This window comes from Marmoricola sp. URHA0025 HA25 (assembly GCF_054059435.1).
Genome location: NZ_JBSSCD010000001.1, coordinates 109,286 through 136,039, shown reverse-complemented (window position 1 = coordinate 136,039; position 26,754 = coordinate 109,286). Strand labels below are relative to the sequence as shown.

Genomic DNA, 26,754 nt, shown 5'->3' with positions numbered 1-26,754 from the left:
TCATTCCTCCGTGGTGACGTGACCGAGTGCGATGGACTTCTTCTCGAGGAACGACGCCAGGCCCTCGGGCCCCATCTCGCGCCCGATCCCCGACATCTTGTAACCGCCGAACGGCGTGCCGTAGGCCTGCGGTGCCCCGTTCACGCTGACCATGCCGGTCCGGATCCGTCGTGCGACCGCGACTGCGGCGTCCCGTTCGGCCGACCACACCGAACCCGACAGCCCGTACGGCGAGTCGTTCGCCACCCGGACCGCCTCGTCGAGGTCGTCGTAGGCCAGGAGTGCGACCACGGGCCCGAAGATCTCCTCCTGGGCGACGCGCATGGAGTTCGTGACGTCGGCGAGGAGCGTGGGCTCGACGTACCAGCCGTCGCCGACGGATCCCGGGCGAGCGCCACCGGTGGCGATCGTCGCCCCTTCGCGCAGGGCGACCTCGAAGTAGCCCTCGACGCGCTCTCGTTGCTTCTCGCTCACCAGCGGACCGACGTAGGTGTCCGGATCCATCGGATCACCGACCGTCAGCGCCCCGATCGCGGCGGTGAGGGCGTCACGGACGTCTGACTCGAGCGAACGCGGAACGAGCACCCGGGCCTGGGAGATGCACAGCTGTCCGGAGACGCTGAAGGACATCGGAAGCAGCGCCGCCACGAAGGCATCGATGTCCGCGTCCGGAAGGACGACGGCCGCGCTCTTCCCGCCGAGCTCGAGCGTGACCCGCGCCATTCGCTCGGCACAGGCCTTCATGATCATCACGCCGGTCTCGGTGCTGCCGGTGAAGGCGATCTTGTCCACCTCCGGATGCCGGAGGAGGACCTCACCGGCGTCGCGGCCGGCCGGCAGGATCGACAGCACTCCGGGCGGGAGCCCGGCCTCTGCCAGCGCCTCGCCCAGCGCCATCACGGTGAGGGGTGTTTCGGAGGACGGCTTCACCACGATCGAGCATCCGGCTGCGAGGGCGGGAGCGACCTTCAGCGTGGGGGAGCTCAGCGGCCCGTTCCACGGGGTGATCGCACCGACCACGCCGACGGGCTCCTCGACCACGATCGAGGTGTTGACGCCGTCGGACCGGTGATCGTCGAACGACCGACCGTCGACCAGGTCCGCGTAGTAGCGAAGGTGGCGGATCGGGTTGGGGACGTGTGCCTTCTCTGCGAACCAGAGCGGGCACCCGAGCTCGGAGGTGAGCAGGCGCGCCAGCTCGGGCAGGCGCTTCTCCAGTCGATCGGCGGCATCGCGGAGCACCGCCGCACGCTGACTGGGCTCCAGCTCTCGCCAGACGCCGCTGTCGAAGCTCTCACGCGCGAGCGCGACCGCCTTCTCCATGTCCTCCGGCGTCGCCAGCTGGGCGCGGGCGATGGTGCCGAGGCCTGCGGGGTTGACCACGTCGGCAACTCGGTCGCCCGAGGAGCCTTCCCAGTGACCACCCATCCAGAGTTGCTGCACCTCCACGTGCTACCTCGCCTCCGACCCGCTGGTCCGCCGACCTGCCTCGTACATGCCGACGGTCGACCAGTCTCCGGTCGCGAAGGGTGAGTCGCCGGGGGCGTCGGTGTATCCGCCGTCGACGTGGAACGTCGAGCCGGTGATGAACGCAGCGTCGTCACTGGCGAGGAAGGCAACCGCGGCTGCGATGTCCTCGGGCATGCCCGGCCTGGGCATCTTCTCGAAGGTCGCGATGATGTCGTGGGCGCTGCCCGTGTCCTGCGCGTCACCGGTCAGGATCCCCGCAGTCATCGCCGAGACGATCGCGCCCGGGACGATTGCGTTGACCCGGACTCCGGCCGGTCGGAGCTCGGCGGCCACGGACTGGACGAGCCCGATGATGCCGGCCTTCGTGGCGCTGTAGGTGTGCGCGCCGACCCCTCCGACCCTGGCTGCCGGGCTCGAGGTCGCCAGGATGACCCCACTCCCCTGGGCCTGCATGTGCCGCGACGCGTGCTTCATCGACAAGAGCACGCCGCGCAGGTTGACCGCGATGGTGATGTCCACGTCTTCGGTGCGAGTCTCGCCGATCGGCCCCAGTGCCCCCATCACGCCGGCGTTCGCGTAGAAGACGTCGAGACCCCCGAAGGTCCCGACCGCCGTGGCGACGGCAGCAGCGATGTCGTCCTCGTTGCTCACGTCGCAGTGGGCGAAGACCGTGGACTCACCGACCTCCTTGGCCAGCAGCTCCCCGGCGTCGTCCTGCACGTCGGCGATGACGACCTTTGCTCCCTCGTCGACGAAGCGGCGGACCGTGGCAGCGCCGATGCCGCTGGCGCCACCGGTGATGACGGCGACCTTGCCGTCGAGTCGACCGGTCACTGTGCGTCCTTCTTCCAGCCGGCGTCCAGCGTGGTGCCGACGATGATGTCGATCGTCTTCTCGACGAAGACGGGCTCGGGACCGGACACGTCGACGGTGTCGTCGTAGGTCCCCCAGCCGATCACAGAGGCGTCGTCGCCCCGCCCGAGGTAGAGGAAGTAGCTCTGGAGGCGGACGCGGCCGCCCTCGGCGGAGACGACCTTGACGTCGGTGATGAGGTGCTGCTTCAGCGAGGTGTCGGCCTCGAAGGCCATCGCGTAGAAGCCCTCGATCGCCTGGCGACCATCGAAGCTGCCCATCGGCGTGTTCAGGACAGCATCCTCGGCGAACAGCTGGGCGACGGTCTTCGCGCTCGGCTCGTCGATCGTCGACGCGTAGATGTGATGCATGTTGCGGGCTGCCTCGACGTCCTCGAGTCGACGTACCCGGGCCACCAGGTCCTCGATGTCGCTCATGATCACTCCGTTCCGTAGTCGATACGCATGGCCTGCTCCGGGCAGGCGTCCATGGCTGTCTTGGCGGCGGGGAGCTGGCTCTCGTCGAGATCCATCGGCGCGTGCCGGACGCTGACGAAGCCTTCCTCGTCGTAGGTGAGCAGGTCGGGTGAGGTGCTGTAGCAACGACCGTGCCCGGTGCACCTGTCGAAGTCGACGACCAGCTTCGCGCTCATCAGTCCCACTCCAGCGGAAGCGTCTGCAGCCGGAGCTGGCCGCCTCGTTCGGTGAGCTCGGCACCTTCGCTCAACCGGTAGTCGGGAATCATCTTGTGCCAGGTCTCCAGCGCGATGACGAGCTCGGCTCGTGCGAGGTGCATGCCGATGCAGCGGTGCACGCCGGCGCCGAACCCGAGGTGGTGGTTGAGGTCCTCGCGGTCCATGTCGAAGGTGTCCGGGTCCTTGAACTTCCGCGGGTCCCGGTTGGCGGCCGCGAGGCCGAGCCAGACCATCTCCCCGGCCTTCATCGGACAGCCGAGCACCTCCATGTCCTCCTTGACCTGCCGGCCGTCCTGGATGATCAGGCTGTTGACCCGGATCGCCTCCTCGATGAAGCGAGGCCACGACTCCGGCTCGCTCACCATGCGCCGCCGGACGTCAGGCTCGGTCGCGAGCTGGTGGAAGATGTATCCCAGCGCCGACCGGGTCGTGTCCAGCCCCGCGGTCATCAGCGTCATGCAGGTGACCAGGATGTCGTCGCGGCTCATCGGCACGCCGTCGATCTCGGAGACGAGGAGGCGGCTGACCAGGTCGGTCTCCGGGTCCCCCGGTTCGGCGCTGCGCTCGTCGACCAGCTTGCCGAAGTACTCGTTGAAGCTGGCCACCGCGTCGCCGGCCGCCTGCAGCTGCTCGGGGGTCGAGGCGAAGAAGCCGCCGAAGATGGCCTCCACCCAGGGCAGGACCATCTTGCCGTCCTCGGTCGGCAGACCGAGGAGGGCAAGGAAGAGCTCGGTCGGGTAGAGGATCGCGAACTCCGAGACCAGGTCCACGCTCTTCTTCTCGGCCAACGCGCCGATGAGGCTCTCGGCGCGCTCCTTGGCAAGGGGCTCGAGCCGCTTGACTGCCGCCGGCGAGAAGAACGGGTTGAGCACACGCCGCACCTTGGTGTGCTCGGGCGGGTTCAGGGAGTTGGGAATCAGCGGGATCTGCATGTTGGGGTCGAACGCGTTCACGTTGTCGCTCACCAGCACGTCGGTCTGCTTCAGCAGCTCCATGACGTCGTCGTAACGCTGCACCATCAGGAAGCCGAACTCGGTGCTGTCGTTCCACACTGCACGGGCGAGCTCGCGCTCCTCACCCAGCTGGGGGATCGTCGTGAACGCCGGTCGGTCGTTGCGGTAGTCGGTGTGAACGACGGGACACCGCCGTTCGGCGTCGATCTCGGATGTCATGTGACCCCTCCAGGAGACGGTCTAAGGGCTGTGGCGGACAACACATATAATCATATGCATAGATTGGTTTTGTCAACGGCTGCTGCCGGAGTTTGGACCTGCTCGGGTCAGCTCCCCGACTGCCCGGCGAAGTGCGGCATCACTTCGTCGCGGAACAGGGCGAGCGTCGCGAGCACCTGGTCCTGCGGGAGGTCGAACCACTGCATCCGGAGGACGACGTAGGTGATTCCGCCGGCCTCGAGATCCTTGAGCGCGGCCACGGCGCCCGCCGGGTCGGTGAAGAGGTAGGACGCGTCCGCAGTCTCCTCGGCCGCCGCGTCGGTCGCCAGGTGCTTGTAGGCGTCGCCCTGCTGCGGAGCGTTGTACTCGGCGTACTTGCGAGTGAGGGCACCGCGCGCCTCGAGGCCGATCGCCCGGGCGCGTTCGGGGTCACGGTCCAGGACGAGCTCGCGACGTACGACGAGCTCCGACGACCCGCGATTGAGCCGGTCGCGCTCGGCCTGGTAGTGCCCGAGAACCACCTTGAGTCGATCCGGATCCACGTGCGGCGGAACGATCCAGGCGTCGCCGAGCCGCGCTGCCCTCTGGGCACCCGTCTTGTGCGGCCCGGCGCCGATCCAGATCGGCGGTCCGCCCTGCTGCGTGGGGATGAGGCTGATCCGCTCGTCCTTGAGCCGGAAGTGCTCGCCGTCGAAGGTCGTGCGCTCCCCCGACCACAGGCTCCGAATGACATCGATCGACTCCTCGAAGCGACCCACGCGCGCGCCCATGTCGACTCCGAACGACTCGAACTCGTTCTCGCGGTAGCCCATGCCGAACCCGGCGACGGCGCGCCCTCCGGTGAGGTGGTCGAGGGTCGCGAAGTCCTCCGCGACGTCGATCGGGTGCCGCAGCGGGAGGATGAACATGTTCGTCCCGAGGGTCATCTCCCCCGCGTCCTGGGCCATGGCCGCCAGCGTGGGCAGCGGTTGCAGCGTGGGCATGCTCCCCAGGTAGTGCTGCAGCATCCAGATCGACGACAGGCCGGCATCGCGTGCGGCGCGTACCTGCTCGCGCATCGGTCCGATCCGATCGGCCGGCACGACGTCCGGCGGGAAGTCGTTCATGATGGCCAGCCCGAACCTCAGCGCCATGCCGTTCCTCTCACCGTGGGCCGATTCGAGGCGTGGCGGTGGTGCGCACGCCTTCGACCTGCCCTTTGACTTCGAAGCCTAGCCAGAATACCTTAGATTCATTATAAGAGATAGGTAAGGAATGTTCGGAATAGAGGTCGCCGCGACGCGCCGTCCGGCTGCGGGGTTCCTGCCGGCTCTGATCCTCCTGACCACCGTCACCTCCGTCGTGAGCAGCCTCGGAGCGCCCCTGATCCCCGCCATTGCCCGGGACGCAGACGTCCCGGTTGCGGCCGCGCAGTGGAGCCTGACACTCACCATGCTCGTCGGAGCCGTCACAACGCCACTGATGGGTCGTGTCGGCGGCAACCGACCGAGGTCTGCCGTGCTGGCCGGCCTGGCCGTCGTTGCGACAGGGCTCCTGCTGTGCGCACTCCCGCTGGGGTTCACCTGCTTGTTGATCGGGAGGGCCCTTCAAGGTGTCGGCATCGCCCTGATCCCGCTGGCGATCTCGATTGCGCGTCACGGTGTGCCGGCCGGGCGCGTGGCGTCGACGGTCGGGTTGTTGTCGGTCACCACCGTCGCCGGCTCCGGGCTGGGCTACCCGGTGACAGCTGTCGTGGCCAGGCAGGGCGGCGTCGCTGCCGCGTTCTGGCTCGGCTTCGTCCTGTGCTGCGGGACGGCCCTGATCGCCGCGCTCGCACTCCCGCGATCGCGCAGCCCGCAGCGGGTGTCGGTCGATGTCTGGGGAGCCGCACTGCTCGCGGCGAGCACGGCCGGACTCCTTCTAGCGCTCAACCGGGGCGAGCCGTGGGGCTGGATCTCACCACGCACGCTCCTCCTCGCCGCCCTGTCGGCCGCCGTCCTGGCGTTGTGGATCCGCCGGTCGTTGCGCGTCGAGCACCCACTCGTCGACCTGCGGCTGGCATGGGGCCCGGTCGCCGTCGGCGCGAACCTGACGGCGCTCGTGGCCGGCGTGGCCGTCTACCTCATGCTGTCGCTGATCATGCTCGGGACCCAGGCGTCGAGCGCCGACGGCTTCGGTCTCGGGCGAGGGGTCGTGACAGCGGGCTTGCTGCTGTTGCCGTACTCGCTCCTCAGCCTCGCGGGCAGTCGCCTTGCGGCGGTGCTCGGGCGGCACATGCGACGGGACCTCGTGCTCCCGGTCGGCTGCGCGATCTACGGCGCCTCGGCGGTGTTCGTCGCGGTGTTCCACGCGAACGTCTGGCAGCTCATGCTCGGGATGGCGTTTGCCGGCCTGGGTGGCGGAGCGACCTTCGCGGTGATGCCTGCTCTGCTGCTGCGCGGGCTGCCCCTCGCGGAGACCGGAAGCGCAGTAGCGTTCAACATGGTCCTCCGGTTCCTCGGCTTCGCGGCCGGGAGCGCACTGATGCCGGCGCTGGTCGACCTGTTCGCCGGTGACGGACGCCCGACCGGTGAGACCTTCACGCAAGTGGCCCTCGTCGGAGTCTCCCTCTGGGTGGTCGCAGGCGTCGCCTCGGCCGCCACCGCAGCGGTCGTCTCCCGGCACACCACGGCCCCCACCACGGAGCGCTCGATCGCCGGCGTCGTCGGGACGAACCGATGAAGGCCTGGGTGTGGGACGGCGACCGCCTCGACCTGGAGGAACGTCCCGACCCGCACCCTGGTCCCGGCCAGGCCGTGCTGGACGTCCTCGCGGCCGGCCTGTGCCACTCCGACCTCTCGCTGATGGCGCGCGGCCGGACCGGTCTGGCGTACCCGCTGCCGACCGTGTTCGGCCACGAAGCCGCCGGGCGGGTGGTCGAGGTCGGGGCGGACGTGGATCCCGCGCTGGTCGGCACCCAGGTCGCCGTCTACGGGCCTCGCGGCTGCGGCGACTGCCGCGCCTGCCGTTCCGGCACCCAGCAGTACTGCGTCCACGCGCGAACGCGCGGCATCTTCTCGATCGGGATCGGGCACGACGGTGCTCTGGCCGAGCGACTGCTCGCGCCGGACGCCGCCGACCTCGTACCGCTCCGCGGCCTGGCGCCGCAGGCGGCCGCACCGCTGACCGATGCCGGCCTCACGACCTACAGCGCCATCGAGCTCATCTCGCCCCGCCTCCATCCGGGGGCTTCCGTGCTCGTGATCGGGGCGGGCGGAGGGCTCGGGCACCTTGCCGTCCAGTGGCTCCGGGCGCGGGGCGACGTCGACATCCTCGCCCTGGAGCGGTCGGCCACCGGACGGGCACTGCTCGGCGAGCTGGGGGTCGAGACCGTCCTCGCCGACGCCTCGGAGCTCGATGCTTTGCGCGACATCACCCCGGACGGTGCAGGTGCGTCCGTGGTGCTCGACCTGGTCGGCAACCAGGCGACTGTCGAGCTCGGGTCGTCGTTCCTCGCCCAGGACGGACAGCTCGCGATCGTCGGCCTCGGAGGTGGCCTGCTGCCGGTGGGACTCGGGTCGGTCCCCTTCGGCACCACGATCCACACGCCGTACTGGGGTTCCCGCGGCCAGCTCGAGCACGTCCTGGATGCCGGCCGCCACGGCGTCGTGTCCCCGACCGTCACCGAGTACGCGTTCGAGGACGTGCCCGCGGCCTACGAGGACCTCCGCAACGGGCGTGTCCTCGGTCGTGCCGTGGTGAGGCCGGTCGCGGAATGAAGCGCGTCGGGACTCGCCGGCGAGTCGTACGATGTGATGGGGCCTCAGCGCGGCAGCGCGGGCATGAGGAGGACGACGTGAGCACTTCTGCCGTCCCTGCTCGGTCGTCCACGGCCGTCCTCACGGACGCCGAGGTGGTGCAGTTCTTCGACGGCGAGCTCGTGAGCGGCACCGGACTCGCCCGGCTGGTCGAGCGGGCATCGGCGTTCGCAGACTGCTCGGTCGGCGTCGAGTCGCCCGACGGGGAGACGGTCGCGGAGGCACACCCAGCAGGTGGCGCGCACGACGGCGCGACCTCCGACCGCTCGACCCGTCCTCTCCCGGGCGGCGGCCTGGTGTGGGCCTGCGGTCTTGCGCCTGCTGTCGCCGACCTCTTCCTCACTCGGCTCGGTGTGGCCGTCGCAGTCGCCCAGCACCGGACGCCCGCCCCCGTCGCCGTCATGAACCCGCTGGACGTCCTGATCGACCGCGGTTCCTCCGGCGAGCAGCGTGCCGACGCGGCCAGTCGCCTCGGCCTCTCGGTGGAGTCGCTGGTCCGGGTCGTCGTGTGCACCGGGCCGGACGAAGGGATCAAGCGCCTCGTCGACTCGCTCGTCTCCGTCGAGCGCGTGGTGACGCGCGCGACCTCGGAGTCCGGACTCACCGTGCTGCTGGTCGCAGGTGACTCCGACTCGCTCGACCTGCCCGGCATCCCGACCGGCGTCCGGGCGGCGTACGGGCTGGTGCGCAAGGTGGTCTCGGCCGACGTGTCCTACGCCAATGCGTTCGATGCCTACCGCTTCACGCTTCCCTCACCGGCCGACGCGGGGCCGTACCCGGCCACGGCGGGCGTCTGGACCAACGGCGCTCGCCTGTCCGGTCTGGCGGCACTCAGCCGTCTTCGCCGTGACCAGATCGAGACGATCCCCGACATCGCGATCCTGCAGGAGATGACGGAGAAGTACGGCGAGCACATCCTGGAGATCCTCGAGGCGTACGCGACCAACGACTCCTTGCGGAAGGCAGCGGCCGGGCTGTTCATCCACCACAACACCTTGAACTACTGGGTCCAGAAGGCGTCGGCCGATCTCGGCTACTCCCTGACCGAGCCGTACCGCCGTGCCCAGCTGTTCATCTCGCTGTGCCTCTTCAGGCTCTGGCGCGACCAGGAGCTCACCGACTGAGGCCCAGGGCCGTCAGGTCGTGGACAGCGCCCCCGCGGCCAGGTCGCGCAGCACCTCGTGGTCGACGACCTTGATGCGTGGCCGGCGCTGCTCACGTCCGGCGGCTCGTTCGTGGTGGTCGATCGCCTTCCAGCCGGCGAGGCCCGGGTTGTCCGGCAGCAGCTCGGCGACGTCCTCCGCGCTCTCCGCGCGCAGGGTCCCCTCCGCCCAGTCGTCCAGCAGCCGGGCGACCGTGTCGAGGGCGTCCTTCTTGTTGGTGCCGATGACGCCCGACGGCCCGCGCTTGATCCACCCGGCCGTGTAGACGCCCACCACCGGCTGCCCGGTCTGTGGATCGACGACCCGTCCGTCGACGTTCGGCAGCGTGCCGAGCTGGTCGTCGAAGGGCACGCCCTGGACCGGCCGACCTCGGTAGCCGACCGACCGGAAGACCAGCCCGCACTCGACCAGCTCGACATCGTCCGACGCGACCGCGGCCACGCCGCCGGCGCTGTTCGCCACCAGCTCGTTGCGCACCAGTCGGACCCCGCTGACGGCGCCGTCGCCCACGATCTCGACGGGCGACCGCAGGAAGCGGAGCACGACGGTGCGCCCGGTCGACGCCTCCGTCGGCAGCGAGGCGATCTCTGCCGCCTTGACCATGGCCATCGCGTGCTCGTCGGGCATCGCTGCGCGGGTCACCGGGTCGAGCTCGACCTCCTCGGCCGACACCTGCAGACCGTGGCCGGCGTCGGCCAGGCCCCACAGCTCAGGTGTCGTGAACGCAGCCTGGGCCGGACCTCGGCGTCCGACCACGAGGACCTCGCGCACGTTGCTGGCCGAGAGGGCCTCGAGGGCATGGTCGGCGATGTCCGTACGGCGCAGCGCCTCGACGTCGGTGAGCAGGATGCGCGCGACATCGAGGGCGACGTTGCCGTTGCCGATCACGACGGCGCGCTCACCGGAGAAGTCGAAGGAGCGGTCGGCGAAGTCCGGATGCCCGTTGTACCAGGCGACGAGCTCGGTGGCCGAGTGGCTGCCGGGCAGGTCCTCACCGGGGATCCCCAGGGGGCGGTCGGCCATGGCGCCGACTGCGTAGATCACGGCGTGATAGCGACGAGCCAGGTCCTCGTGGCTCACGTCCGTGCCGATCTCGACGCCGACGAAGAGCCGGAAGTTCTTCCGCTGCATGGTCCGGGCGAAGGCGTCGGAGGCCTGCTTGGTCGTCGCGTGGTCGGGGGCCACGCCGAAACGCACGAGCCCCCAGGGGGTCATCAACCGCTCGAACATGTCGACCTCGATCGTGAGCCCTCGCTGCGTCAACAGCTCCTCCGCCGCGTAGCACGCGGCCGGCCCGGAACCGACGATCGCCACCCGGAACGGCTCGGCCTGGTCGCCCTCCCACACCCGGGCGGCCGACTTGACCGGACTGGTCGGGTAACCCTGGTGCGCCGGATCCCGGAAGTACGCCGCGTTGAGCTCCGTGAACCGCACGAGCTCGTCGGGGAGGTCGTAGTCGGCCGAGATCGCGTTGACCGGGCACGCATCCAGGCAGGCGGCACAGTCGATGCAGCTGTCGGGGTCGATGTACAGCATCTCCGCGGTCGCGTAGTCCGGCTCGTCGGGTGTCGGGTGGATGCAGTTGACAGGGCAGGCCGGCACGCAGGCTGCGTCGTTGCAGCAGCTCTGCGTGATCACGTAGGTCATGTGCTCTCCTCGTGCGGTGGATCCGGGCCGTCCCCGGGGCTCAGGTGGTCAGGACCACTCGAGAGGCAGCGACTGCAGTCGCAGCTGGCCGCCGCGCTCCCGCAGGTCCGCTCCCTCGGCGATCCGGTAGTCGGGGATGCGGGCGTGCCACTCCTCGAGCGCGATGACGAGCTCGGCCCGGGCCAGGTGCATGCCCAGGCAGCGGTGGATGCCTGCGCCGAACCCCACATGGTGGTTGAGGTCCGCGCGGAACATGTCGAACTCGTCAGGGTTCTCGAACTTGCGGGGGTCGCGGTTGGCCGCGGCGAGCCCGATCCAGATCAGGTCGCCCTTCTTCATCTTGACCCCGTGGAAGTCGATGTCCTGAATCACCTCGCGTCCGTCCTGGAAGACCAGGGAGTAGAGCCGGATCAGCTCCTCGACGGCACGGGGCCACAGCTCGGGCTGCTCGACCAGCTGCCGGCGGTCCTCGGGGTGGTTGGCGAGGTGGTGGAACGCGAAGCCCAGCACGCTGCGGGTCGTGTCGAGCCCTGCGGCCATCAACGTGATGCAGACCATCAGGATCATCTCCTGGGTCATCGGCTCACCGCGGAACTCCGAGCTCAGCAACCTGGTGACCAGGTCCGTCGCCGGGTCCCCGGGGTTCTGCTCGCGTTCGGCGATGGCCACCGCGAAGTAGCCGCCGATCTTCTCGGCGGCGGCGTTCATCGTCGCCTGCGCCTCGTGAGTGTCGCTGAAGAAGCCGACGAACAGCTCCTCGACCCAGGGCACGAACATGGGTCCGTCCTCGACGGGGAGCCCCAGGAGGGTGAGGAACAGCTCGGTCGGGTAGAGCATCGCGAAGCCCTGGGTCATGTCGATCCTGCCCGCCGGCTTGACTTCCTCGATCAGGGCGATCGCCCGTTCACGGGCCAGGTCGGCGATGCGCTTGACCGCCTGCGGCGAGAAGAACGGGTTGAGGGTCTTCCGCATGTCGCCGTGCTCCGGTGGGTTGAGCTGGTTCGGGAACAGGAACTGTGTCGGGCTGCGGAGCAGGGCACTGACCTGCTCGCTGCTGAAGTCCGCATTGCGCTCGAGGGCCTCCTTGACGTCCTCGAAGCGGTTGAGGACCCAGTAGCCCTCGGTCGTGGAGTCGTTCCAGGCGAATCGCGACGCCTCGCGATCCTCGTTGAGCAGCCGCCAGGTCTCGAGCACCGGACGCTCCAGGCGGTAGTCGTTGTGGAAGACCGGACAGCCGCCGACGTCCTTGCCCTGCGCGTTCGGTGGGTTGGTCTGGATCTCGGTCATCACGGCTCCTTGGGAGATATCGATGTTAACGGTTAACAGGGATGTGCGTGGCTGTGCCCTAGAGCACCAGAGCCTTGGTGGTGAGGAACTCCTCGAGCCCGATCCGGCCGAACTCGCGTCCGTGGCCCGACTGCTTGAACCCGCCGAAGGGCGCCTGGAGGTCCGGCGCAGCCCGGTTGATCCGGACCTGGCCGGTCCGGATCCCGCGCGCGAAGCGCTGTGCCCGCTCGGCGTCCGCCGACCAGACGCCGCCGGCGAGCCCGTAGTCGCTGTCGTTCGCGATCCGGAGGGCGTCCGGCTCGTCGTCGTACGGGAGGATGCACAGGACCGGGCCGAAGATCTCCTCCTGGGCGATCCTCATCGAGGACTCGACGTCGGAGAACACGGTGGGTCGCACGTAGTAGCCGCGCGCGAGCCCTTCCGGTGCCTCCGGGCCACCGGTGAGGAGGCGTGCTCCCTCGGCCAGGCCCTGGGAGATGTGCGCACGGACGCGCTCACGCTGGGTGCTGCTGACGAGCGGGCCCAGCCGGGTGGCGGCGTCGAGCGGATCGCCGAGCGTGAACGCAGCGACCGCCTCGACGGCGATGGCCTCGACCTCGGCCAGCCGATCGCGCGGGACGAGGAGCCGGGTCAGTGCCGAGCACGTCTGACCGCTGTTGACGAAGCAGCCGGAGACTCCGGCCCGCACTGCGTCGCCCAGCTCGTCGCCGACGACGTCGTCGAGGATGACGTGGGCGGACTTTCCACCGAGCTCCAGCGTGGTCGCCTTGACGGTCGCCGCGGCGAGCTCGCTGACGCGCCGCCCGGCGCCGGTGGATCCGGTGAACGACACCATGTCGATCAAGGGATGGCTCGCGATCGCCTCGCCGGCGACCTTGCCGTCACCGGTCACGATGTTGACGACCCCGGCCGGGAGGCCCAGCTCGTGGATGATCTCGGCCAGCGCGAACGCGCTGAGCGGCGTGAGCTCGCTCGGCTTCAGCACGACGGTGTTGCCGGCAGCGATCGCCGGCGCCACCTTCGCGGCGATCTGGTGCAGCGGGAAGTTCCAGGGCGTGATCGCGCCGATCACTCCGACCGGCTCGTGCAGCACCAGCGACGTGCCCAGGGTCTGCTCGAACTCGAAGCCGGCGACGACCTCGCCCATCGAGGTGAAGGTGTGCACCGGGATGCCGATCTGGATCATGCGCGACGCGGCGAGGGGCATCCCCATCTCGTGGGTGATCAGCTCGGCCAGCTCGTCCACACGGGCGCGGAGGACCTCGGCGATCGCCGTGCAGAAGCCGGCTCGCTGCGCAGGCGGCGTGGCCGACCATCCCGGAAGCGCTGCGGACGCCGCCCGCGCGGCCCTGTCGACGTCATCGGCCGTGCCGGCCGGTACGCGTCCGAAGACCTCCTCGGTGGCCGGGTCCACGACGTCGATCACGCCGGTCCCGGACGGGTCGACCCACTCGCCGCCGATGTAGAGCTGCTCACGCACGTGGAGGTCGGTCATGACCGCTCCTCGAAGGTGATGACGCTGCGCGCGACACCACCGCCACCGAGCATCTCGGCGTAGCCCTCGTCGATCTGGTCGAGGGTCAGACGCCGGCCGACGAGGTCGTCGAGGTTGAATCGCCCCTGGAGGTAGAGCTCGGCGTACAAGGGGATGTCGACCTTGAAGTTGGCGGAGCCCATCGTGACTGCTCGGACGCTGGTCCCGCGGAAGAACTCGGCACTGGGGACGCTGAACGTGGAGCCGAGTGCCTGCATGCCGACGATGTAGACCGTCCCGTTGCGGCGGAGCATGTCGTAGCCGTCCTGCAGCGGCTTCTCCAGACCCGTCATCTCGAAGGCGTGCTCGACGCCGAGGCCACCGGTGAGCTCGCGCACAGCGGCGACCGCGTCGACGGCGGCACCGTTGACGACGTGGGTCGCCCCGAACCGCTTCGCCAGGGCCAGCTTGTCGTCCTGGACGTCCACGGCGATGACCTTGCGTGCGCCGACGAGAGCCGCCGCCTGGATCGCGTTGAGGCCGACGCCGCCGGCGCCGATGACGACCACGCTCTCACCGGGCTTGACCTGAGCGGTGCGGATGACGGCGCCGGCGCCGGTCGCCACGGCGCACCCGAGCACGCAGGCCCGGTCGAAGGGCACCGCCCGATCGATCGCGACGAGGTTCAGCTGGTGGACGATGGTCTTCTGCGCGAAGGCTCCCAGGTTCATCATCGTCCAGAGCGGCTCGCCCTCGGCGGTCGAGAGCCGCGGCGGTGCGTCCGGGGAGCGTCGCGACCGCTCGGTCCGCAAGCACCAGACGCGTCCGCCGTCGATGCAGTTCTGGCACTCGCCGCACGACGTCACTCCGCAGGCCACGACGTGGTCACCGACCTCGACCTCGGTGACGCCCTCGCCGACGGCCTCGACGACTCCGGCGAGCTCGTGTCCCAGGAGCGCGGGGAACGGGTTCCCCCAGTTCTGGGTGACGAAGTTCCAGTCGCTGTGGCACAGGCCTGCGGCCTTGACGTCGACGAGGACCTCGCCCGGCTGGAGGGCGGACAAACGCACTTCCGCGCTCCTGAACCTCTCGGCACCACGCTCGTCGATGACGGCCGCTCTCACCGTCTCCTCGACCGCTCCGTCGTGACGGCGCTCCTGGATCGTGCCGGTCATACGGTCGTCCTCTCCGATGTCGGGGCGACGACCGCTTCGCGCAGCGCCGTCCCGTGGATGAATCCCTCGTAGCCGGCCTCGGCGACGAGGTCGCAGCGCTCGCGATAGGCGCGGAACCCGCCGAGGTAGGCCATGAACACGCGGGGCTTTCCGGGGATGTTGGCTCCCATGTACCAGGAGGCCGCGCGGCCGAAGAGGGTCCGGCCCGCCAGGTCCGCCACGTGCGCCACCCAGTCGGCCTGCGCCTCGGCGTCGGCCTCCACGCGCGTGATGCCGGCCGCGCGCAAGGTGTCGATGTGGTCGGCGATCCACCCGACGTGGTGCTCGATCGAGGCGACGACGTTGGTGAGGACCGCGGGACTTCCCGGACCGGTCACGGTGAAGAGGTTGGGGAACCCGTGCACCATGAGGCCCAGGTACGACGTCGGACCCTCGGCCCATGCTTCCCGCAGGGTGCGGCCACCGGTGCCGGTGATCTCGATGCGCTCCAGTGCGCCGGTGACCGCGTCGAACCCGGTCGCCAGGACGATCGAGTCGAACGCGTACTCACGATCGCCGACCAGCAGGCCGCGCTCGGTGAACCTCCGGATCGGCGTCTCCCGGACGCTGACCAGGCTCACGTTGGGACGGTTGTAGGTCTCGTAGTAGCCGGTGTCCAGGGCCAGCCGCTTGGTGCCGATCGGGTAGTCCCTCGGCTCGAGGAGCGCAGCGGTCTCGGGATCCTCCACGGCCGCCCTGATCTTGTCGCGGACGAACTCGGCGACGAACTCGTTGGCCTCCAGCGAGGAGAGCGTGTCGCTCAGTGTCGCCGCCACGCTGACGCCGCTCGCGCGCCACCGGCGCTCGAGCTCCGCCCGGACGACCACCGGGTCGGCGGTCTCGAAGTCACCGACGGCGAGCTCGAGGAGGATGCCGCCGCGCGTGTCCGCGGCTGCCTTGCGGAGTGCGGCGTAGTTGCGCTTCGTGGCACGGCGCTCCTGCTCCTGGAGCGACCGGTTGGAGGCGGGCACGCTGAAGGTCGCGGTTCGCTGGAACACGGTCAGGTGTGCCGCCTGCTCCGCGATGACCGGGATCGCCTGGATGCCGGAGGAACCGGTGCCGATCACGGCGACGTCCTGGTCGGTGAAGTCCACTCCCTCGTGGGGCCAGTCGCCGGTGTGGTGGATCGGACCGGCGTAGTCCTCCATGCCCTCGAACCGCGGCTTCGAGGGCACCGAGAGGATGCCGGTCGCCGCGATCAGGAAGGTCGCAGTGACGGTCTCACCGCGGTCGGTCGTCACGTGCCAGACGTCGCGAACCTCGTCGAACACGGCACTGGTGACAGCCGTGTCGAAGGTGATGGTCCGGTGGACGTCGAGCCGCTGCGCCACGTGCTGGATGTAGGCGAGGATCTCGGGTTGGCCGGCGTACTTCTCCGTCCAGTCCCATTCCTGCTGGATGTCGTCGTCGAAGGAGTAGGAGTAGAACTCGGACTCGAAGTCACAGCGAGCGCCGGGGTACCGGTTCCAGTACCAGGTGCCCCCCACGTCGGCGCCGCGCTCGAAGCCACGCACGCGCAGGCCGAGGCCGTCCCGCAGCTTGTGCACGAGGTAGACGCCGGCGAACCCGGCGCCGATGACGACGACGTCGTGGTCGGCGTGGCGAGCGGTCATGGCCGGAGCTCCTGGCGCGCGGGTGCAATCCGGCCGTCGAGGAACTCCACGAGCCAGCCCACCGCGGTGTCGCTGGCGGCGAGGAGGTTGGTGAGCTGGAAGAAGCCGTGCATCTGGCCCTCGAAGAGCCGGACGGCCACCGGAACTCCGGAGGCACGCAGCCGCAGCACGAGCTCCTGCCCTTCGTCGAGCAGCGGGTCGTGCTCGGCGAGGGCGACGGCCGTCGGCGGGAGGCCGGACAGGTCGGCGTCGTTCAGCGGGCTCACGTCGGCCTGGCTTCCGTCCGCCCCCTGCAGGTAGTGCTCGAGGAACCACGTCATGGTCGCCTTCGACACCAGCAGCTGGTTGTCGGGGTGCACGTAGGACGGTCGCGTCGTGTCCACGTCGGCGACCGGGTACACCAGGAGGGCCGCGGCGAGGCCAGGGCCCGCCTCACGAGCGCGCCGGGCGATGCCCAGGGCCAGGTTCCCGCCGGCACTGTCGCCGGCCACGATGATGGGGCCGGCGAGCCCCTCGGTCCGGCCGCACTGCGCCGCGGTCCACCGCAGCGCGGTCCATGCGTCGTCCAGGCCTGCGGGGAAGGGGTGCTCGGGCGCCAACCGGTAGCCGACCATCACCACGGTCGCATCCGCAGCCGCGGCGAGCTTGCGCCCCAACGTGTCGTAGCTCTCGACATCGCCCAGCACCCAGCCGCCGCCGTGGAAGTACACGACCGTCGCGCGCGGCGACGCGGAAGGAATGAGCAGGCGTACCGGCACCTGAACAGCGCCGTCGCCCGCCTCGGCGACGGTGTCGATCACCCGGTGCATGCTCGGTCCGATTCCGAACGCCGAGGGATCGGAGGCCGCGCGCACCTCGACCGGGGTCGACTGGTGGATCGGCGGCCGACCCTCAGCCTCGGCAGCGCGCAAGAACGCTGCGGACGCGGCTTCCAGGACCATGGGATTCCTTCTTCGCCGACATCGTGGCGGTTGGCTCGATCAGTGCGCCGGGGCCTCGACGTGACCGGCGTCACTGTGTGGTCCTCACAGTCTCGGCGTCGCCGCGCCGCCGAAGCATCGGGCAACTGTCCATGATCGAGCGCTCTCCGCGAGCCATTTGGAACCGGCGCGGATCCCGCCCTCAGCAGCCGTCGACGAGCCGCCGCATCGTCGCCATCGTGCCCACGGGATCGGCGGCCGGCCTGACGACGAGATTGGTGACGCCGGCCTCGCGGTACGCCGCGATCCGCTCACGCACGTGACCCTCGGGCCCGACGAGGTTGGTGGCCTCGAGGAGCTCCATCGGGACCATGGCCGCCGCCTCGTCCTTGCGACCGGCGAGGTACAGCTCCTGGATCTCGCGCGCCTCCTCCTCCCAGCCCAGCTGGCACACCACGGTGTTGTAGAAGTTCTTCCCGCGCGCCCCCATCCCGCCGATGTACAGCGCGAACTGGGGGCGGACCGCATCGAGCGCGCCCTTGACGTCCTCGCCGATCGCCACGACGCCACCCGCGACGATCTCGAGCGGACCCAGGCCGGCCGGCCGCTTCGCCAGGCCCTCGTCCAGTGCGTCACCCCAGACCTCGCGTGCACGTTCGGGCACGAACATCGTCGGGATCCAGCCGTCGGCGTACGAGGCCATCGACGCGACGCTGCGGATGCCCAGCGCTGCGACGTACACCGGTACGTCGGCACGTTCGGGGTGGTTGAGGAGCTTCAACGGCTTGCCCAGGCCGGTGCCCTGTCCCGCGGGAAGAGGGATCGAGACGGCACCCGCGTGCTCGATGACGTCGCGCCGGAGCACGCGACGGACGATGTCCACCACCTCGCGCATGCGCGCAACGGGCTTGTCGTAGGCCAGGCCGTGCCAGCCCTCGACGACCTGCGGCCCGGACGCACCGAGTCCGAGGATCGTCCGGCCGCCGCTGACGTTGTCCAGACCCGCCGCCGTCTGGCCGATGGCCGTCGGTGTCCGCGAGTAGATGTTGATGATCGAGGACCCGATCTCGACGCGCTCGGTGCGAGCCGCGAGGTAGCCCATGAGGCTCGGTGAGTCGAAGCCGTACGCCTCGGCCACCCAGACGGTGTCCAGACCTGCCTGCTCGAGCTCTCGCACCGAGTCGGCGGCCGCACGTGGGTCCCCGGCATACGCGAGGGACGTGGAGATCTTCATGAGGTTCCTCTGGTCGGGCGTCGTGTCGGTCGGTCAGAGACGCTGAATGAGCGTGGCGGTGCCGAACCCGCCACCGCAGCACATCGTCACCAGGCCGATCTCGCGATCACTGCGCTCGAGCTCGTGCAGCAGCGTCGTGATCAGCCGGGCCCCGCTCGCACCGAGGGGGTGTCCGAGGGCGATGGCGCCGCCGTTGACGTTGACGCGATCCCGCTCGGGCTTGAGCTCCCTCTCCCAGGCCAGCACGATCGGCGCGAAGGCCTCGTTGACCTCGAACAGGTCGATGTCGTTGATCGACATCCGGTTCCGCTCCAGCACGCGCCGGGTGGCGGGGATGGGACCTTCGAGCATCAGCACCGGGTCGCAGCCGACGGTGAAGGCGTCCAGCACGCGGGCGCGGGCGGGCAGCCCGAGCTGGTCGGCGTACCGGCGCTCGGCGACGAGCACCGCCGCCGCCCCGTCGGAGACCTGCGACGAGCTGCCGGCCGTGATGCGTCCGTCGACGCGGAAGGCCGGCTTCAACGCCGCCAGGCCGTCGATCGTGGTCTCCGGCCGGATGCCCTGGTCGGCGGTGACGGTGCCGTGCGTGGTCTCGACCGGGCTGATCTCCCGGTCGAACCGGCCCTCGGCGGTCGCCTGCGCCGCGAGACGGTGGGAGCGCTCGGAGAGCTCGTCCATCTCCTCACGGGTGATGCCGTACTTGTCGATGATCCGCTCGGCGGCCTCACCCTGGCCGACCAGGTCGTGATGGTCACGGAGCTGCGGCGTGTACGGCGAGCCCCACTGCTCCTTGATCTCGATGCCCGCCGCGAACGGGACCCGCCCCATGTGCTCGACCCCCGACCCGACGACGAGGTCGCCGGACCCCGAGGTGACCGCCATGGCGGCGATGTTCGTCGCCTGCTGCGAGGAGCCGCAGGCACGGTCGACGGTGCTGGCCGGTGTCGTGACCGGCAGTCCCGCATGGAGCCATGCGTTGCGGGCGACGTTCGACGACTGCACGCCGTACGGCTGGCCGCAACCGGCGATCACGTCGTCGACCGTCGAGGGCTCCACACCCGCCCGCGCGAGGAGGGAGGTGTAGACGCCGCCGAGCAGGGCGACGGGGTGCTCGTCGCGGTAGACGCCCTTCTCCAGGTTGGCCTTGCCGATCGGCGTGCGGGTCGCGGCGACGATGACGGCCTCCCGGCCGTGCAGTGCTGACATGTCATGGTTCCGATCGGTTCGAGGCCGGGCCGGCCGGGGGGATGAGGCCGAGGGGGAGGTCGTCGCCCAGGCGTCCCGCCGCCAGGGGTGGGAAGTCGGCGCAGGCGTCGCGAGCGAGGGTCGCGCCGTGCTCGACGAAGTCGCGGCCGGCGAGCGAGGCCGCGGTCAGCGCCTCGGCCTCGTCGAGGCCCTCCCACAGGCCGGTCTCCAGCGCGCGCTGGACCTGCCACTTCATGGCGGCCATGGAGACCGGGGAGCTGCACGAGGCGAGGCGCCGGGCGTAGGCCACCGCCTCGTCGAGGACGGCGTCCTCGGGATGGAGGTGGTCGACGAGACCCAGGTCGTGCGCCTCGGCCCCGGTGAACGTCCGGCCGGTGTAGAGCAGGTCGAGCGCCTTGGACGGCCCGACGGTGCGGGCCAGCAACCACCCGATCGCCTGCTCAGCGACCAGACCACGCCGGGCGAAGCCGGTGTCGAACCGCGTCGAGGGGGCCGCGAAGCGGATGTCGGCCGAGAGTGCGAAGACCAGGCCGAGGCCCGCGCAGACACCGTTGACGGCGGCGATCACCGGCTTCGGGATGGTCCGGGCAACCAGGTACGTGCGTCCCGGCATGCTGCGCTTCTCGCCGGCACCGATGTTGCCGAGGACGGAGACGTCGGCTCCCGCGCAGAACCCGCGACCCGCACCGGTCACCACGATCGCCCGGACGTCGTCGCGGTCGGCCGCCTCGGCCATCCGGAGCGGGAACGCCGACCGGATGGCGTCGTCGACCGCGTTGAGCCGCTCGGGACGGTTCAGCGTCACCACCGCGACCTGGTCGTGGACGTCGAGCGTCACGGCGTCGTACCGGTCGCCGCTCACGAGTACATCCCGGTGATCGCCGACTCGTAGCGCTTCCCGATCTCGGTGCGCCTCATCTTCGAGGTCGGGGTCAGCTCGCGTCCGGGCAGCCACTCGTCGGCGACGACGTGGAACTTCTTGATCTGCTCGGGCCGGCTGAGGCGGGCATTCGCCGCGTCGACCGCCTCGGTGATGCGCTCGAGGAGCCGCGGCTCGGTCGCGAGCTCGCCGGGCGAGAGGTGGCCGAGTCCCGCACCGTGCGCCCACTGCACGACGTACTCACGGTCGAGGACGATCAGCGCGACGAGGTACGGGCGCGCGTCGCCGACCGAGCACGCCTGGCTGATGAGGGGACTCGCCGACACGATCGCCGACTCGACGGTCACCGGCGAGATGTTCTTGCCCGACGCGTTGACGATGATCTCCTTCTTGCGCCCGACCACGCTCAGGTAGCCGTCCTCGTCGATCGCTCCGAGGTCCCCGGTGGCCAGCCATCCCTCCGCGTCGATCGCCGCAGCCGTTGCCTCCGGGAGGTTGAGGTAGCCCTTCATGATCCCGGGCCCGCGCAGGAGGATCTCGCCGTCGTCGGCGAGCCTGAGCTCCATCCCGCGCGATGCCGTGCCGACGGTGCCGAACCGGATCCGGTCGGGACGGCACGCCGTACCGGCAGCAGAGCTCTCGCTCAGGCCGTAGGCCTCGCCCATCGGGATGCCGATCGCGTGGAAGAAGCGCATCAGCGGGCCGGGATTGGGCGCGGTCGCGACGACGGCGACGCGGAGCCGGTCCAGACCCACCGACTCCTTCCAGGGCCCGAACAGCTCGCGCCGGGCGACGTCCGTGCGCGCCACGAGATCCGGCGGAACCTCCCGGCGGTCCTGCTCGAGGTCGACGCGCTGCTCACTGAGCGCCAGCTCGGCCAGGACGCGGTCGCGGTGCGCCTCGTCGAGGTCCAGCAGCCAGCTCTCGAAGGAGCTGCGCAGCTTCTCGAAGACGCGGGGCGGTCCGCTGAAGAAGTCGGGCCGGATGTCTGCGACCGCCTCCGCGATCAGGCGTGGGTTGTCGACGGTGACGATCTCCCAACCCTGGACGACCGCTGTGACGTAGCCGCTGCACCGTCCGCCGACGTGGGCGAACGGGAGCCAGGAGACCACGGTGCTGCCCTCGGGCACGCGCTGCGCGTCGAGCGTCGCCTCGGCGGTGCTCAGCACGTTGCGGTGGGTGAGCATCACGCCCTTGGACGGGCCTGTGGTCCCGCTGGTGTAGATCAGCGCGAGGACGTCCTCCGGTTCGGGGGTCGGTACGTCGGCCAGGTCGTCCGCGTCGCCGGGAAGCCCGCCCAGCTCGGCGAGGGCGGACCAGCCGCTGACCGGCTCGCCGTCCAGCTGGAACCGGTGCGCCGGGAGCCGCACCCCTTCGAGCGTGCTCATCAGGCCGGGCTCGGCGATGAGCATCGACGCGCCCGAGTCGTCGAGCACGTGCTGTTGCTGCTCGGGTGACGACGTGAAGTACAGCGCGACCGAGATGACGCCGAGCCGCACGAGCGCCAGGTCGATCGCGTAGAACTCGGGCCGGTTGCCCATCAGCAGGGCGGCGGTCTGGCCACGACGCAGTCCCAGGCGGTGGAAGGCAGCGGCGTACGCGACGGCGCGTGCGTCCAGCTCGGTCCAGGTCCAGGTGAGGGCGCCGTCGTGCCTGCGGACCGCCACCTCTTCGGGGCGCCTGCGGACGGTGTCCTGGAAGGCCGCCCACACGGTCGGCGGCATGTGGTCGACGATGAGCTCCGGCTGCCTCATGAGGTCTTCTCGACCCCGGACAGCGCCTCGTCGAGGCGAGCGGCCACGGTGCCGACGTCCCAGTTGGCGTCACTGGTGAGCCTCCGGTCCTCGGCCAGGGACCAGGGCAGCACTTCCCTGATCTCGCCGCCACGGACCGCGAGGACCCGCCCGGTGACCGTGCAACCCTCGGCGGCGAGGTGCGCCACGAGCGGCGAGACGTTGTCGGGGCTGTACTCGTCGAGCTCACCGTCGGCGACCACTGCACGCATGCGCTCACCGATCGCACCCGGTGTCGCCTCGGTCATCCGCGTGCGCGCCCCCGGAGCGATCGCGTTGACGCGTACGCCGATCCGGCTGAGCTCGGCGGCCGCGATGATCGACATCGACGCGATGGCGGACTTCGCCGCGCCGTAGTTGGTCTGCCCCGGCAGCACGACGTACGTGCCCGACGCCGAGGTCGTGTTGATCACCGAGGCCGCGACCTGGCGGCCCGCCTTGGACTCGCCGTGCCAGTGCGCGACCGCGTGGCGCAGGACACCGAAGTGACCCTTGAGGTGCACCGCGACCACGGAGTCCCAGTCGCCCTCGGTCATCCGGTGGAAGAAGTTGTCCCGCAGGATGCCGGCATTGTTGACCAGCACGTGGAGGTCGCCGAACTCGTCCAGGGCCTGCGCGACGAGCCGTCCGGCGCCGTCGAACGTGGAGATGTCGTCGTGGTTGGCGACCGCCACACCACCCGCAGCCGTGATCTCGTCGACGACCGACTGAGCCGGAAGCACGTCGGCCCCGCTGCCGTCGGCCGAGCCACCCACGTCGTTGACGACGACGCGGGCGCCCTCACGGGCGAGCAACAGCGCGTGCGAGCGGCCCAGCCCCCGGCCGGCACCGGTCACGATCGCGGTGCGCCCTCGCAGGGTCTGCGGATCAGCCATGGTCGGCCGCCTCACGGTCGGCGGCGACCCCGTCGGCCAGGGAGCGCCCCAGCGTCCGCAGCTGGTCGCGCGCGGTGCCCAGCGTCAGCTCGATGTACTTGCCGAACCGGTAGTAGCGGTGCAGGTCGTAGTCGAGGTCGATGCCCATCCCGCCGTGCAGGTGGTGCGCCGAGTGCAGCACCCGATGGCCCGCCTCGCCCGCCCAGTACTTCGCGATCGCGACGGCCCTGGCCGCACCCGGTTCACCGCTCGCCAGCATCCAGGCGGCCTGCAGCGAGGTGAGGCGGACCGCCTCCACGTCGATGTACGCGTCGGCGAGACGCTGCCGGACCGCCTGGAAGGCCGCCAGCGGCTGACCGAACTGCGTGCGCCCCGAGGTGTAGTCGGCGGTCATCCGGAGCGCCTTCGCGCAGACCCCCGCCTGCAACGCTGCCAGCCCCGTCTCGGCCCGGAGCATCGCGTCCTCCAGGACGCCGGCGCCCAGGTGACCGACGGGCTCGACGGGAGCGTCCACGAGGGTCAGCTGCGCGACCGGCCGCCCGGACACGGAGAGCTGTTCCTGCCAGGTCACTCCGGGCGCGCCCGGATCGACGATGAACAGGCCGGTCCGGCCGTCCGGGACGGATGCCGAGACCAGCACACAGTCGGCCTGGAGTCCCATCGGCACCTGCGTCTTGAGGCCGGTGACGGTCCAGCCGCCGGCCTGCGTGGCGCGGCTCCGAGGACTCAGGCGGTCGTGTCCACCCGGCTCGATGAGTGCGGCCGTCAGCACGGCATCACCGGAGACGACCCCTGGAAGGTGCCGCTGCTGCTGGTCGAGCGAGCCGTGGCGCACGATCGGGTCCGCCCCGAGCACGAGTGACTCCCACAGGGGGACCTGCGCGTTCGTCGCGCCCACCTGCTCGAGCACCTGGTGCAGCTCCAGGAAGCCCAGGCCCGCTCCGCCGACGGACTCGGGCAGAGCGGCTCCGAGCACGCCCGCGCGCGCCAGCGTGCGGTAGGCGTCGGCGTCGAACCACACCCCCTGGTCCGACAGCGCGGACCAGCGAGCGGCGCCCGAGTGGTCGCCGAGGATCTCGGCCGACAGGTCGCGCAGCGCGATGGCTTCGGCAGTGAGGTCGAAGTCCATGTTCAGCTCCTTGGGTGGTGGATGGCCGGTCAGCGGCCGGGACGAGGGAGGCCGAGACCGGCGCGGGCGATGATCTCCCGCTGGACCTCGTTGGTCCCGCCCCCGAAGGTCATGAGCACGGCCCATCGCATGGCGACCTCGAGGCTGTCGTGCAGGGCCCCGGTCGTGCCGTCCGTGAGCAGTGCATCGGGGCCGACGACCTCCATCAGCAGGCGGAACGCCTCGACGTACATCTCGGTGCCGTACACCTTGACCGCGGACGCGTCCGCTGCCTTGATCTCGCCGGTCTCCGCCGCCCAGGCGACGTGCCAGTTGAGGAGCTGCAGGACCTCGACCTTGGCCTCGACCTCGGCGAGGTTGGTCTGGACCCACTCCTGCTCGATCAGCGGTCTGCCGTCCGACCCGGTCACACCGCCTGCCCACCGCGCGACCTCCTGGAGGCGGCGGTGCAGGACACCGGCCGGCGCGATCGAGACGCGCTCCGAGTTCAGCTGGCTGGTCATCAGCTGCCAGCCCTGGCCCTCCTCGCCCACGAGGTTCTCGACCGGCACCCGGACGTCCTCGTAGTAGGTGGCGCTGGTGAACCCGTCGCGCAGGGTACGGATGGGCGTCCAGCTGAACCCGGGGGTGTCGGTCGGCACGATGATGATCGAGATGCCTTCGTGCTTGGGCGCCTCGGGGTCCGTGCGGACCGCCAGCCACAGGAAGTCGGCGTGGTGGATCAGGCTCGTGAACATCTTCTGCCCGTTGATCACCCACTGGTCGCCGTCACGCACCGCGGGCATCGCCAGCGAGGCGAGGTCGGTCCCGGCCCCCGGCTCGGTGTAACCGATCGAGAAGTGGATCTCGCCGGCCGCGATGCCCGGCAGGTAGCGCTCTCGCTGCTCCTGCGTCCCGTACCGCATCAGCGTGGGCCCCACCGAGTTGGTCGTGAGGTGAGGGATCGTGACACCCGCGAGCTGCGTCTCCTCGAAGAAGATGTAGCTCTCCATCGGCGACAGGCCCCGACCGCCGTACTCGGGCGGCCACGACACGGTCAGCCAGCCGTCCTTGCCGAGCTGTCGGATCGCCTCGCGGTAGTGCCGGCCGTCGTCCTGCTCGACCCCGGCGAAGGCGGCTCGCATCTCAGGGGTCAGCAGCTGGCGGTAGTAGTCGCGGATCTCGTCGCGGAACTTCTCCTGCTCCGGTGTGTACGCAAGACGCATGTGGGGCTCCTCGGGCTCAGACGACGTCGATGGTGTGGACGGGGCGACGGTCGGCGCCCGTCATGCCGGACACCCCCACAGCGCTGTGCCGTCGTGCTGCCCGAGCGGACCGGGTGGGGTGGGACGGGCCGCGGGAGTGCGTGAGAAGCGCGGCGCAGGTGCGGACTGGACGACACCGCCGACCTCGATCAGGACCTCGCGCTCGACGATGTGCGGGTGGCGCAGGCCCTCGTCGAAGGACAGCACGGGGGTGACGCATGCGTCGGTGCTGTCGAACACCGCCGCCCATTCCTCGCGCGATCGGGTGAGGATCGCGTCGGCAATCCGGACGCGCAGCCTCGGCCACCCGGCCCGGTCGTACTGGTCCGGCAGTGTCGCCGGGTCCAGGCCGAGCCGATCGAGCAGGATCGCGTAGAACGCCGGCTCCAGGCAACCGACCGCGACGTACCCGCCGTCAGAGCACGGGTAGACGTCGTAGAACGGCGCGCCGCCGTCGACCACGTTGCTGGCCGGCTCCTGCACCCACTCGCCGCGGCCACGGAGGCTCCAGAACGCCTGGGTCAGCAGGGCGGTGCCGTCGATCATCGCCGCGTCGACGACCTGCCCGCGCCCCGACGAGCTGCGCTCGAAGAGGGCCGACAGGATGCCCACGAGCAGCAGCATGGAGCCTGCGCCGTAGTCCCCCACGAGGTTGAGGGGCACTGTCGGCGGCTGTCCGCCACCGCGTCCGATCGCCGACAGTGCGCCGACGAGCGAGATGTAGTTGAGGTCGTGGCCGGCCCGCTCGGCCAGCGGCCCGTCCTGCCCCCAGCCGGTCATGCGTGCGTAGACGAGGCGCTCGTTGCGGGCCAGGCATGCGTCCGGCCCGATCCCGATCCGTTCGGCCACGCCCGGCCGAAAGCCCTCGATCAGCACGTCCGCCCTGTCCGCCCAGCGCAGCACCCGCTCGAGACCCGCCGGGTCCTTCAGGTCTGCGGTGACCGATCGCCGGTTGCGCAGCAGCTGGTCGGTCGCCGGGTCCGCAGCACCCAGCAGCGTCCCGCCGGGCCGGTCGACCCGGATGACGTCGGCTCCGAGGTCGCCGAGGACCATCGCGGCATGCGGGCCGGGGCCGATGCCGCCGAGCTCGAGCACCCGCAACCCCGCCAGA

Annotated in this window: 23 protein-coding genes; 3 read left to right on the top strand and 20 right to left on the bottom strand. The window is 70.3% G+C overall.

Features of this window, described 5'->3' with window-relative positions:
• From ACVW00_RS00570 to ACVW00_RS00545, 6 genes are all read right to left on the bottom strand, one after another.
• On the bottom strand, positions 1–1,443 hold the full coding sequence (locus tag ACVW00_RS00570) for an aldehyde dehydrogenase (protein ID WP_457108959.1): 1,443 nt from the start codon (positions 1,441–1,443) through the stop codon (positions 1–3).
• Between the two features lie 9 nt (positions 1,444–1,452).
• Positions 1,453–2,304, bottom strand: a complete 852-nt coding sequence (locus ACVW00_RS00565; RefSeq protein ID WP_457108958.1) for an SDR family NAD(P)-dependent oxidoreductase — start codon at positions 2,302–2,304, stop codon at positions 1,453–1,455.
• Positions 2,301–2,759, bottom strand: a complete 459-nt coding sequence (locus tag ACVW00_RS00560; RefSeq protein WP_457108957.1) for a nuclear transport factor 2 family protein — start codon at positions 2,757–2,759, stop codon at positions 2,301–2,303. Before ACVW00_RS00560 ends, ACVW00_RS00565 begins: the two co-directional genes overlap by 4 nt.
• Before the next feature lie 2 nt (positions 2,760–2,761).
• A complete protein-coding gene (locus tag ACVW00_RS00555; RefSeq protein ID WP_457108956.1) occupies positions 2,762–2,974 on the bottom strand; it encodes a ferredoxin in 213 nt (70 codons plus the stop codon).
• Positions 2,974–4,188: a cytochrome P450 gene (locus tag ACVW00_RS00550; protein ID WP_457108955.1), complete on the bottom strand. Its 1,215-nt coding sequence runs from the start codon at positions 4,186–4,188 to the stop codon at positions 2,974–2,976. Before ACVW00_RS00550 ends, ACVW00_RS00555 begins: the two co-directional genes overlap by 1 nt.
• Before the next feature lie 107 nt (positions 4,189–4,295).
• Positions 4,296–5,321 carry an LLM class flavin-dependent oxidoreductase gene (locus tag ACVW00_RS00545; RefSeq protein ID WP_457108954.1) on the bottom strand — a complete coding sequence of 342 codons (1,026 nt, stop codon included), beginning with the start codon at positions 5,319–5,321 and terminating at the stop codon, positions 4,296–4,298.
• A gap of 121 nt (positions 5,322–5,442) precedes the next feature.
• On the opposite strand from ACVW00_RS00545, the gene ACVW00_RS00540 reads away from it, so the two are divergent.
• From ACVW00_RS00540 to ACVW00_RS00530, 3 genes are all read left to right on the top strand, one after another.
• Entirely contained in the window at positions 5,443–6,888 is a 1,446-nt protein-coding gene (locus ACVW00_RS00540; protein ID WP_457108953.1) for an MFS transporter, read from the top strand.
• Positions 6,885–7,925, top strand: a complete 1,041-nt coding sequence (locus ACVW00_RS00535; protein WP_457108952.1) for an alcohol dehydrogenase catalytic domain-containing protein — start codon at positions 6,885–6,887, stop codon at positions 7,923–7,925. Before ACVW00_RS00540 ends, ACVW00_RS00535 begins: the two co-directional genes overlap by 4 nt.
• A gap of 77 nt (positions 7,926–8,002) precedes the next feature.
• The gene (locus ACVW00_RS00530; RefSeq protein WP_457108951.1) at positions 8,003–9,088 is read left to right on the top strand and encodes a helix-turn-helix domain-containing protein; all 1,086 of its coding nucleotides are present in this window, start codon (positions 8,003–8,005) and stop codon (positions 9,086–9,088) included.
• Between the two features lie 12 nt (positions 9,089–9,100).
• On the opposite strand, the gene ACVW00_RS00525 is transcribed toward ACVW00_RS00530, so the two are convergent.
• From ACVW00_RS00525 to ACVW00_RS00460, 14 genes are all read right to left on the bottom strand, one after another.
• On the bottom strand, positions 9,101–10,774 hold the full coding sequence (locus ACVW00_RS00525) for an FAD-dependent oxidoreductase (protein ID WP_457108950.1): 1,674 nt from the start codon (positions 10,772–10,774) through the stop codon (positions 9,101–9,103).
• Positions 10,775–10,822: 48 nt separating this feature from the next.
• Complete coding sequence (locus tag ACVW00_RS00520) at positions 10,823–12,061, bottom strand: cytochrome P450 (protein WP_457108949.1); 1,239 nt, start codon at positions 12,059–12,061, stop codon at positions 10,823–10,825.
• 58 nt (positions 12,062–12,119) lie between these two features.
• Positions 12,120–13,556 (bottom strand): aldehyde dehydrogenase family protein, encoded by a 1,437-nt coding sequence (locus tag ACVW00_RS00515; protein WP_457108948.1) that lies wholly within the window; start codon positions 13,554–13,556, stop codon positions 12,120–12,122.
• Positions 13,553–14,710 (bottom strand): zinc-binding dehydrogenase, encoded by a 1,158-nt coding sequence (locus ACVW00_RS00510; protein ID WP_457108947.1) that lies wholly within the window; start codon positions 14,708–14,710, stop codon positions 13,553–13,555. Before ACVW00_RS00510 ends, ACVW00_RS00515 begins: the two co-directional genes overlap by 4 nt.
• Positions 14,707–16,362, bottom strand: coding sequence for a flavin-containing monooxygenase (locus ACVW00_RS00505; RefSeq protein WP_457108946.1), 1,656 nt, complete (start codon positions 16,360–16,362; stop codon positions 14,707–14,709). Before ACVW00_RS00505 ends, ACVW00_RS00510 begins: the two co-directional genes overlap by 4 nt.
• Positions 16,359–17,303: an alpha/beta hydrolase gene (locus ACVW00_RS00500; RefSeq protein WP_457108945.1), complete on the bottom strand. Its 945-nt coding sequence runs from the start codon at positions 17,301–17,303 to the stop codon at positions 16,359–16,361. The genes ACVW00_RS00505 and ACVW00_RS00500 overlap by 4 nt, the downstream gene beginning before the upstream one ends.
• A 181-nt stretch (positions 17,304–17,484) precedes the next feature.
• On the bottom strand, positions 17,485–18,516 hold the full coding sequence (locus ACVW00_RS00495) for an LLM class F420-dependent oxidoreductase (protein WP_457108944.1): 1,032 nt from the start codon (positions 18,514–18,516) through the stop codon (positions 17,485–17,487).
• Between the two features lie 33 nt (positions 18,517–18,549).
• Complete coding sequence (locus tag ACVW00_RS00490; protein ID WP_457108943.1) at positions 18,550–19,722, bottom strand: thiolase family protein; 1,173 nt, start codon at positions 19,720–19,722, stop codon at positions 18,550–18,552.
• 1 nt (position 19,723) lies between these two features.
• Complete coding sequence (locus ACVW00_RS00485; RefSeq protein WP_457108942.1) at positions 19,724–20,584, bottom strand: enoyl-CoA hydratase-related protein; 861 nt, start codon at positions 20,582–20,584, stop codon at positions 19,724–19,726.
• Positions 20,581–22,356 (bottom strand): AMP-dependent synthetase/ligase, encoded by a 1,776-nt coding sequence (locus ACVW00_RS00480; RefSeq protein ID WP_457108941.1) that lies wholly within the window; start codon positions 22,354–22,356, stop codon positions 20,581–20,583. Before ACVW00_RS00480 ends, ACVW00_RS00485 begins: the two co-directional genes overlap by 4 nt.
• Complete coding sequence (locus ACVW00_RS00475) at positions 22,353–23,270, bottom strand: SDR family NAD(P)-dependent oxidoreductase (RefSeq protein WP_457108940.1); 918 nt, start codon at positions 23,268–23,270, stop codon at positions 22,353–22,355. Before ACVW00_RS00475 ends, ACVW00_RS00480 begins: the two co-directional genes overlap by 4 nt.
• Positions 23,263–24,399, bottom strand: coding sequence for an acyl-CoA dehydrogenase family protein (locus ACVW00_RS00470; RefSeq protein WP_457108939.1), 1,137 nt, complete (start codon positions 24,397–24,399; stop codon positions 23,263–23,265). The genes ACVW00_RS00475 and ACVW00_RS00470 overlap by 8 nt, the downstream gene beginning before the upstream one ends.
• 29 nt (positions 24,400–24,428) lie before the next feature.
• Positions 24,429–25,604, bottom strand: a complete 1,176-nt coding sequence (locus ACVW00_RS00465) for an acyl-CoA dehydrogenase family protein (RefSeq protein WP_457108938.1) — start codon at positions 25,602–25,604, stop codon at positions 24,429–24,431.
• A gap of 60 nt (positions 25,605–25,664) precedes the next feature.
• Complete coding sequence (locus ACVW00_RS00460; RefSeq protein ID WP_457113058.1) at positions 25,665–26,753, bottom strand: CaiB/BaiF CoA transferase family protein; 1,089 nt, start codon at positions 26,751–26,753, stop codon at positions 25,665–25,667.
• Position 26,754 lies beyond the last annotated feature (1 nt).

What these genes read in the sequence shown, in the direction of transcription:
- ACVW00_RS00560 (WP_457108957.1), bottom strand. Translation starts at nt 2,759, where the DNA reads ATGAGCGACATCGAGGACCTGGTGGCCCGGGTACGTCGACTCGAGGAC.
- ACVW00_RS00555 (WP_457108956.1), bottom strand. Translation starts at nt 2,974, where the DNA reads ATGAGCGCGAAGCTGGTCGTCGACTTCGACAGGTGCACCGGGCACGGT.
- ACVW00_RS00550 (WP_457108955.1), bottom strand. Translation starts at nt 4,188, where the DNA reads ATGACATCCGAGATCGACGCCGAACGGCGGTGTCCCGTCGTTCACACC.
- ACVW00_RS00545 (WP_457108954.1), bottom strand. Translation starts at nt 5,321, where the DNA reads ATGGCGCTGAGGTTCGGGCTGGCCATCATGAACGACTTCCCGCCGGAC.
- ACVW00_RS00540 (WP_457108953.1), top strand. Translation starts at nt 5,443, where the DNA reads ATGTTCGGAATAGAGGTCGCCGCGACGCGCCGTCCGGCTGCGGGGTTC.
- ACVW00_RS00535 (WP_457108952.1), top strand. Translation starts at nt 6,885, where the DNA reads ATGAAGGCCTGGGTGTGGGACGGCGACCGCCTCGACCTGGAGGAACGT.
- ACVW00_RS00525 (WP_457108950.1), bottom strand. Translation starts at nt 10,774, where the DNA reads ATGACCTACGTGATCACGCAGAGCTGCTGCAACGACGCAGCCTGCGTG.
- ACVW00_RS00520 (WP_457108949.1), bottom strand. Translation starts at nt 12,061, where the DNA reads ATGACCGAGATCCAGACCAACCCACCGAACGCGCAGGGCAAGGACGTC.
- ACVW00_RS00515 (WP_457108948.1), bottom strand. Translation starts at nt 13,556, where the DNA reads ATGACCGACCTCCACGTGCGTGAGCAGCTCTACATCGGCGGCGAGTGG.
- ACVW00_RS00510 (WP_457108947.1), bottom strand. Translation starts at nt 14,710, where the DNA reads ATGACCGGCACGATCCAGGAGCGCCGTCACGACGGAGCGGTCGAGGAG.
- ACVW00_RS00505 (WP_457108946.1), bottom strand. Translation starts at nt 16,362, where the DNA reads ATGACCGCTCGCCACGCCGACCACGACGTCGTCGTCATCGGCGCCGGG.
- ACVW00_RS00500 (WP_457108945.1), bottom strand. Translation starts at nt 17,303, where the DNA reads ATGGTCCTGGAAGCCGCGTCCGCAGCGTTCTTGCGCGCTGCCGAGGCT.
- ACVW00_RS00495 (WP_457108944.1), bottom strand. Translation starts at nt 18,516, where the DNA reads ATGAAGATCTCCACGTCCCTCGCGTATGCCGGGGACCCACGTGCGGCC.
- ACVW00_RS00490 (WP_457108943.1), bottom strand. Translation starts at nt 19,722, where the DNA reads ATGTCAGCACTGCACGGCCGGGAGGCCGTCATCGTCGCCGCGACCCGC.
- ACVW00_RS00480 (WP_457108941.1), bottom strand. Translation starts at nt 22,356, where the DNA reads ATGAGGCAGCCGGAGCTCATCGTCGACCACATGCCGCCGACCGTGTGG.
- ACVW00_RS00475 (WP_457108940.1), bottom strand. Translation starts at nt 23,270, where the DNA reads ATGGCTGATCCGCAGACCCTGCGAGGGCGCACCGCGATCGTGACCGGT.
- ACVW00_RS00470 (WP_457108939.1), bottom strand. Translation starts at nt 24,399, where the DNA reads ATGGACTTCGACCTCACTGCCGAAGCCATCGCGCTGCGCGACCTGTCG.
- ACVW00_RS00465 (WP_457108938.1), bottom strand. Translation starts at nt 25,604, where the DNA reads ATGCGTCTTGCGTACACACCGGAGCAGGAGAAGTTCCGCGACGAGATC.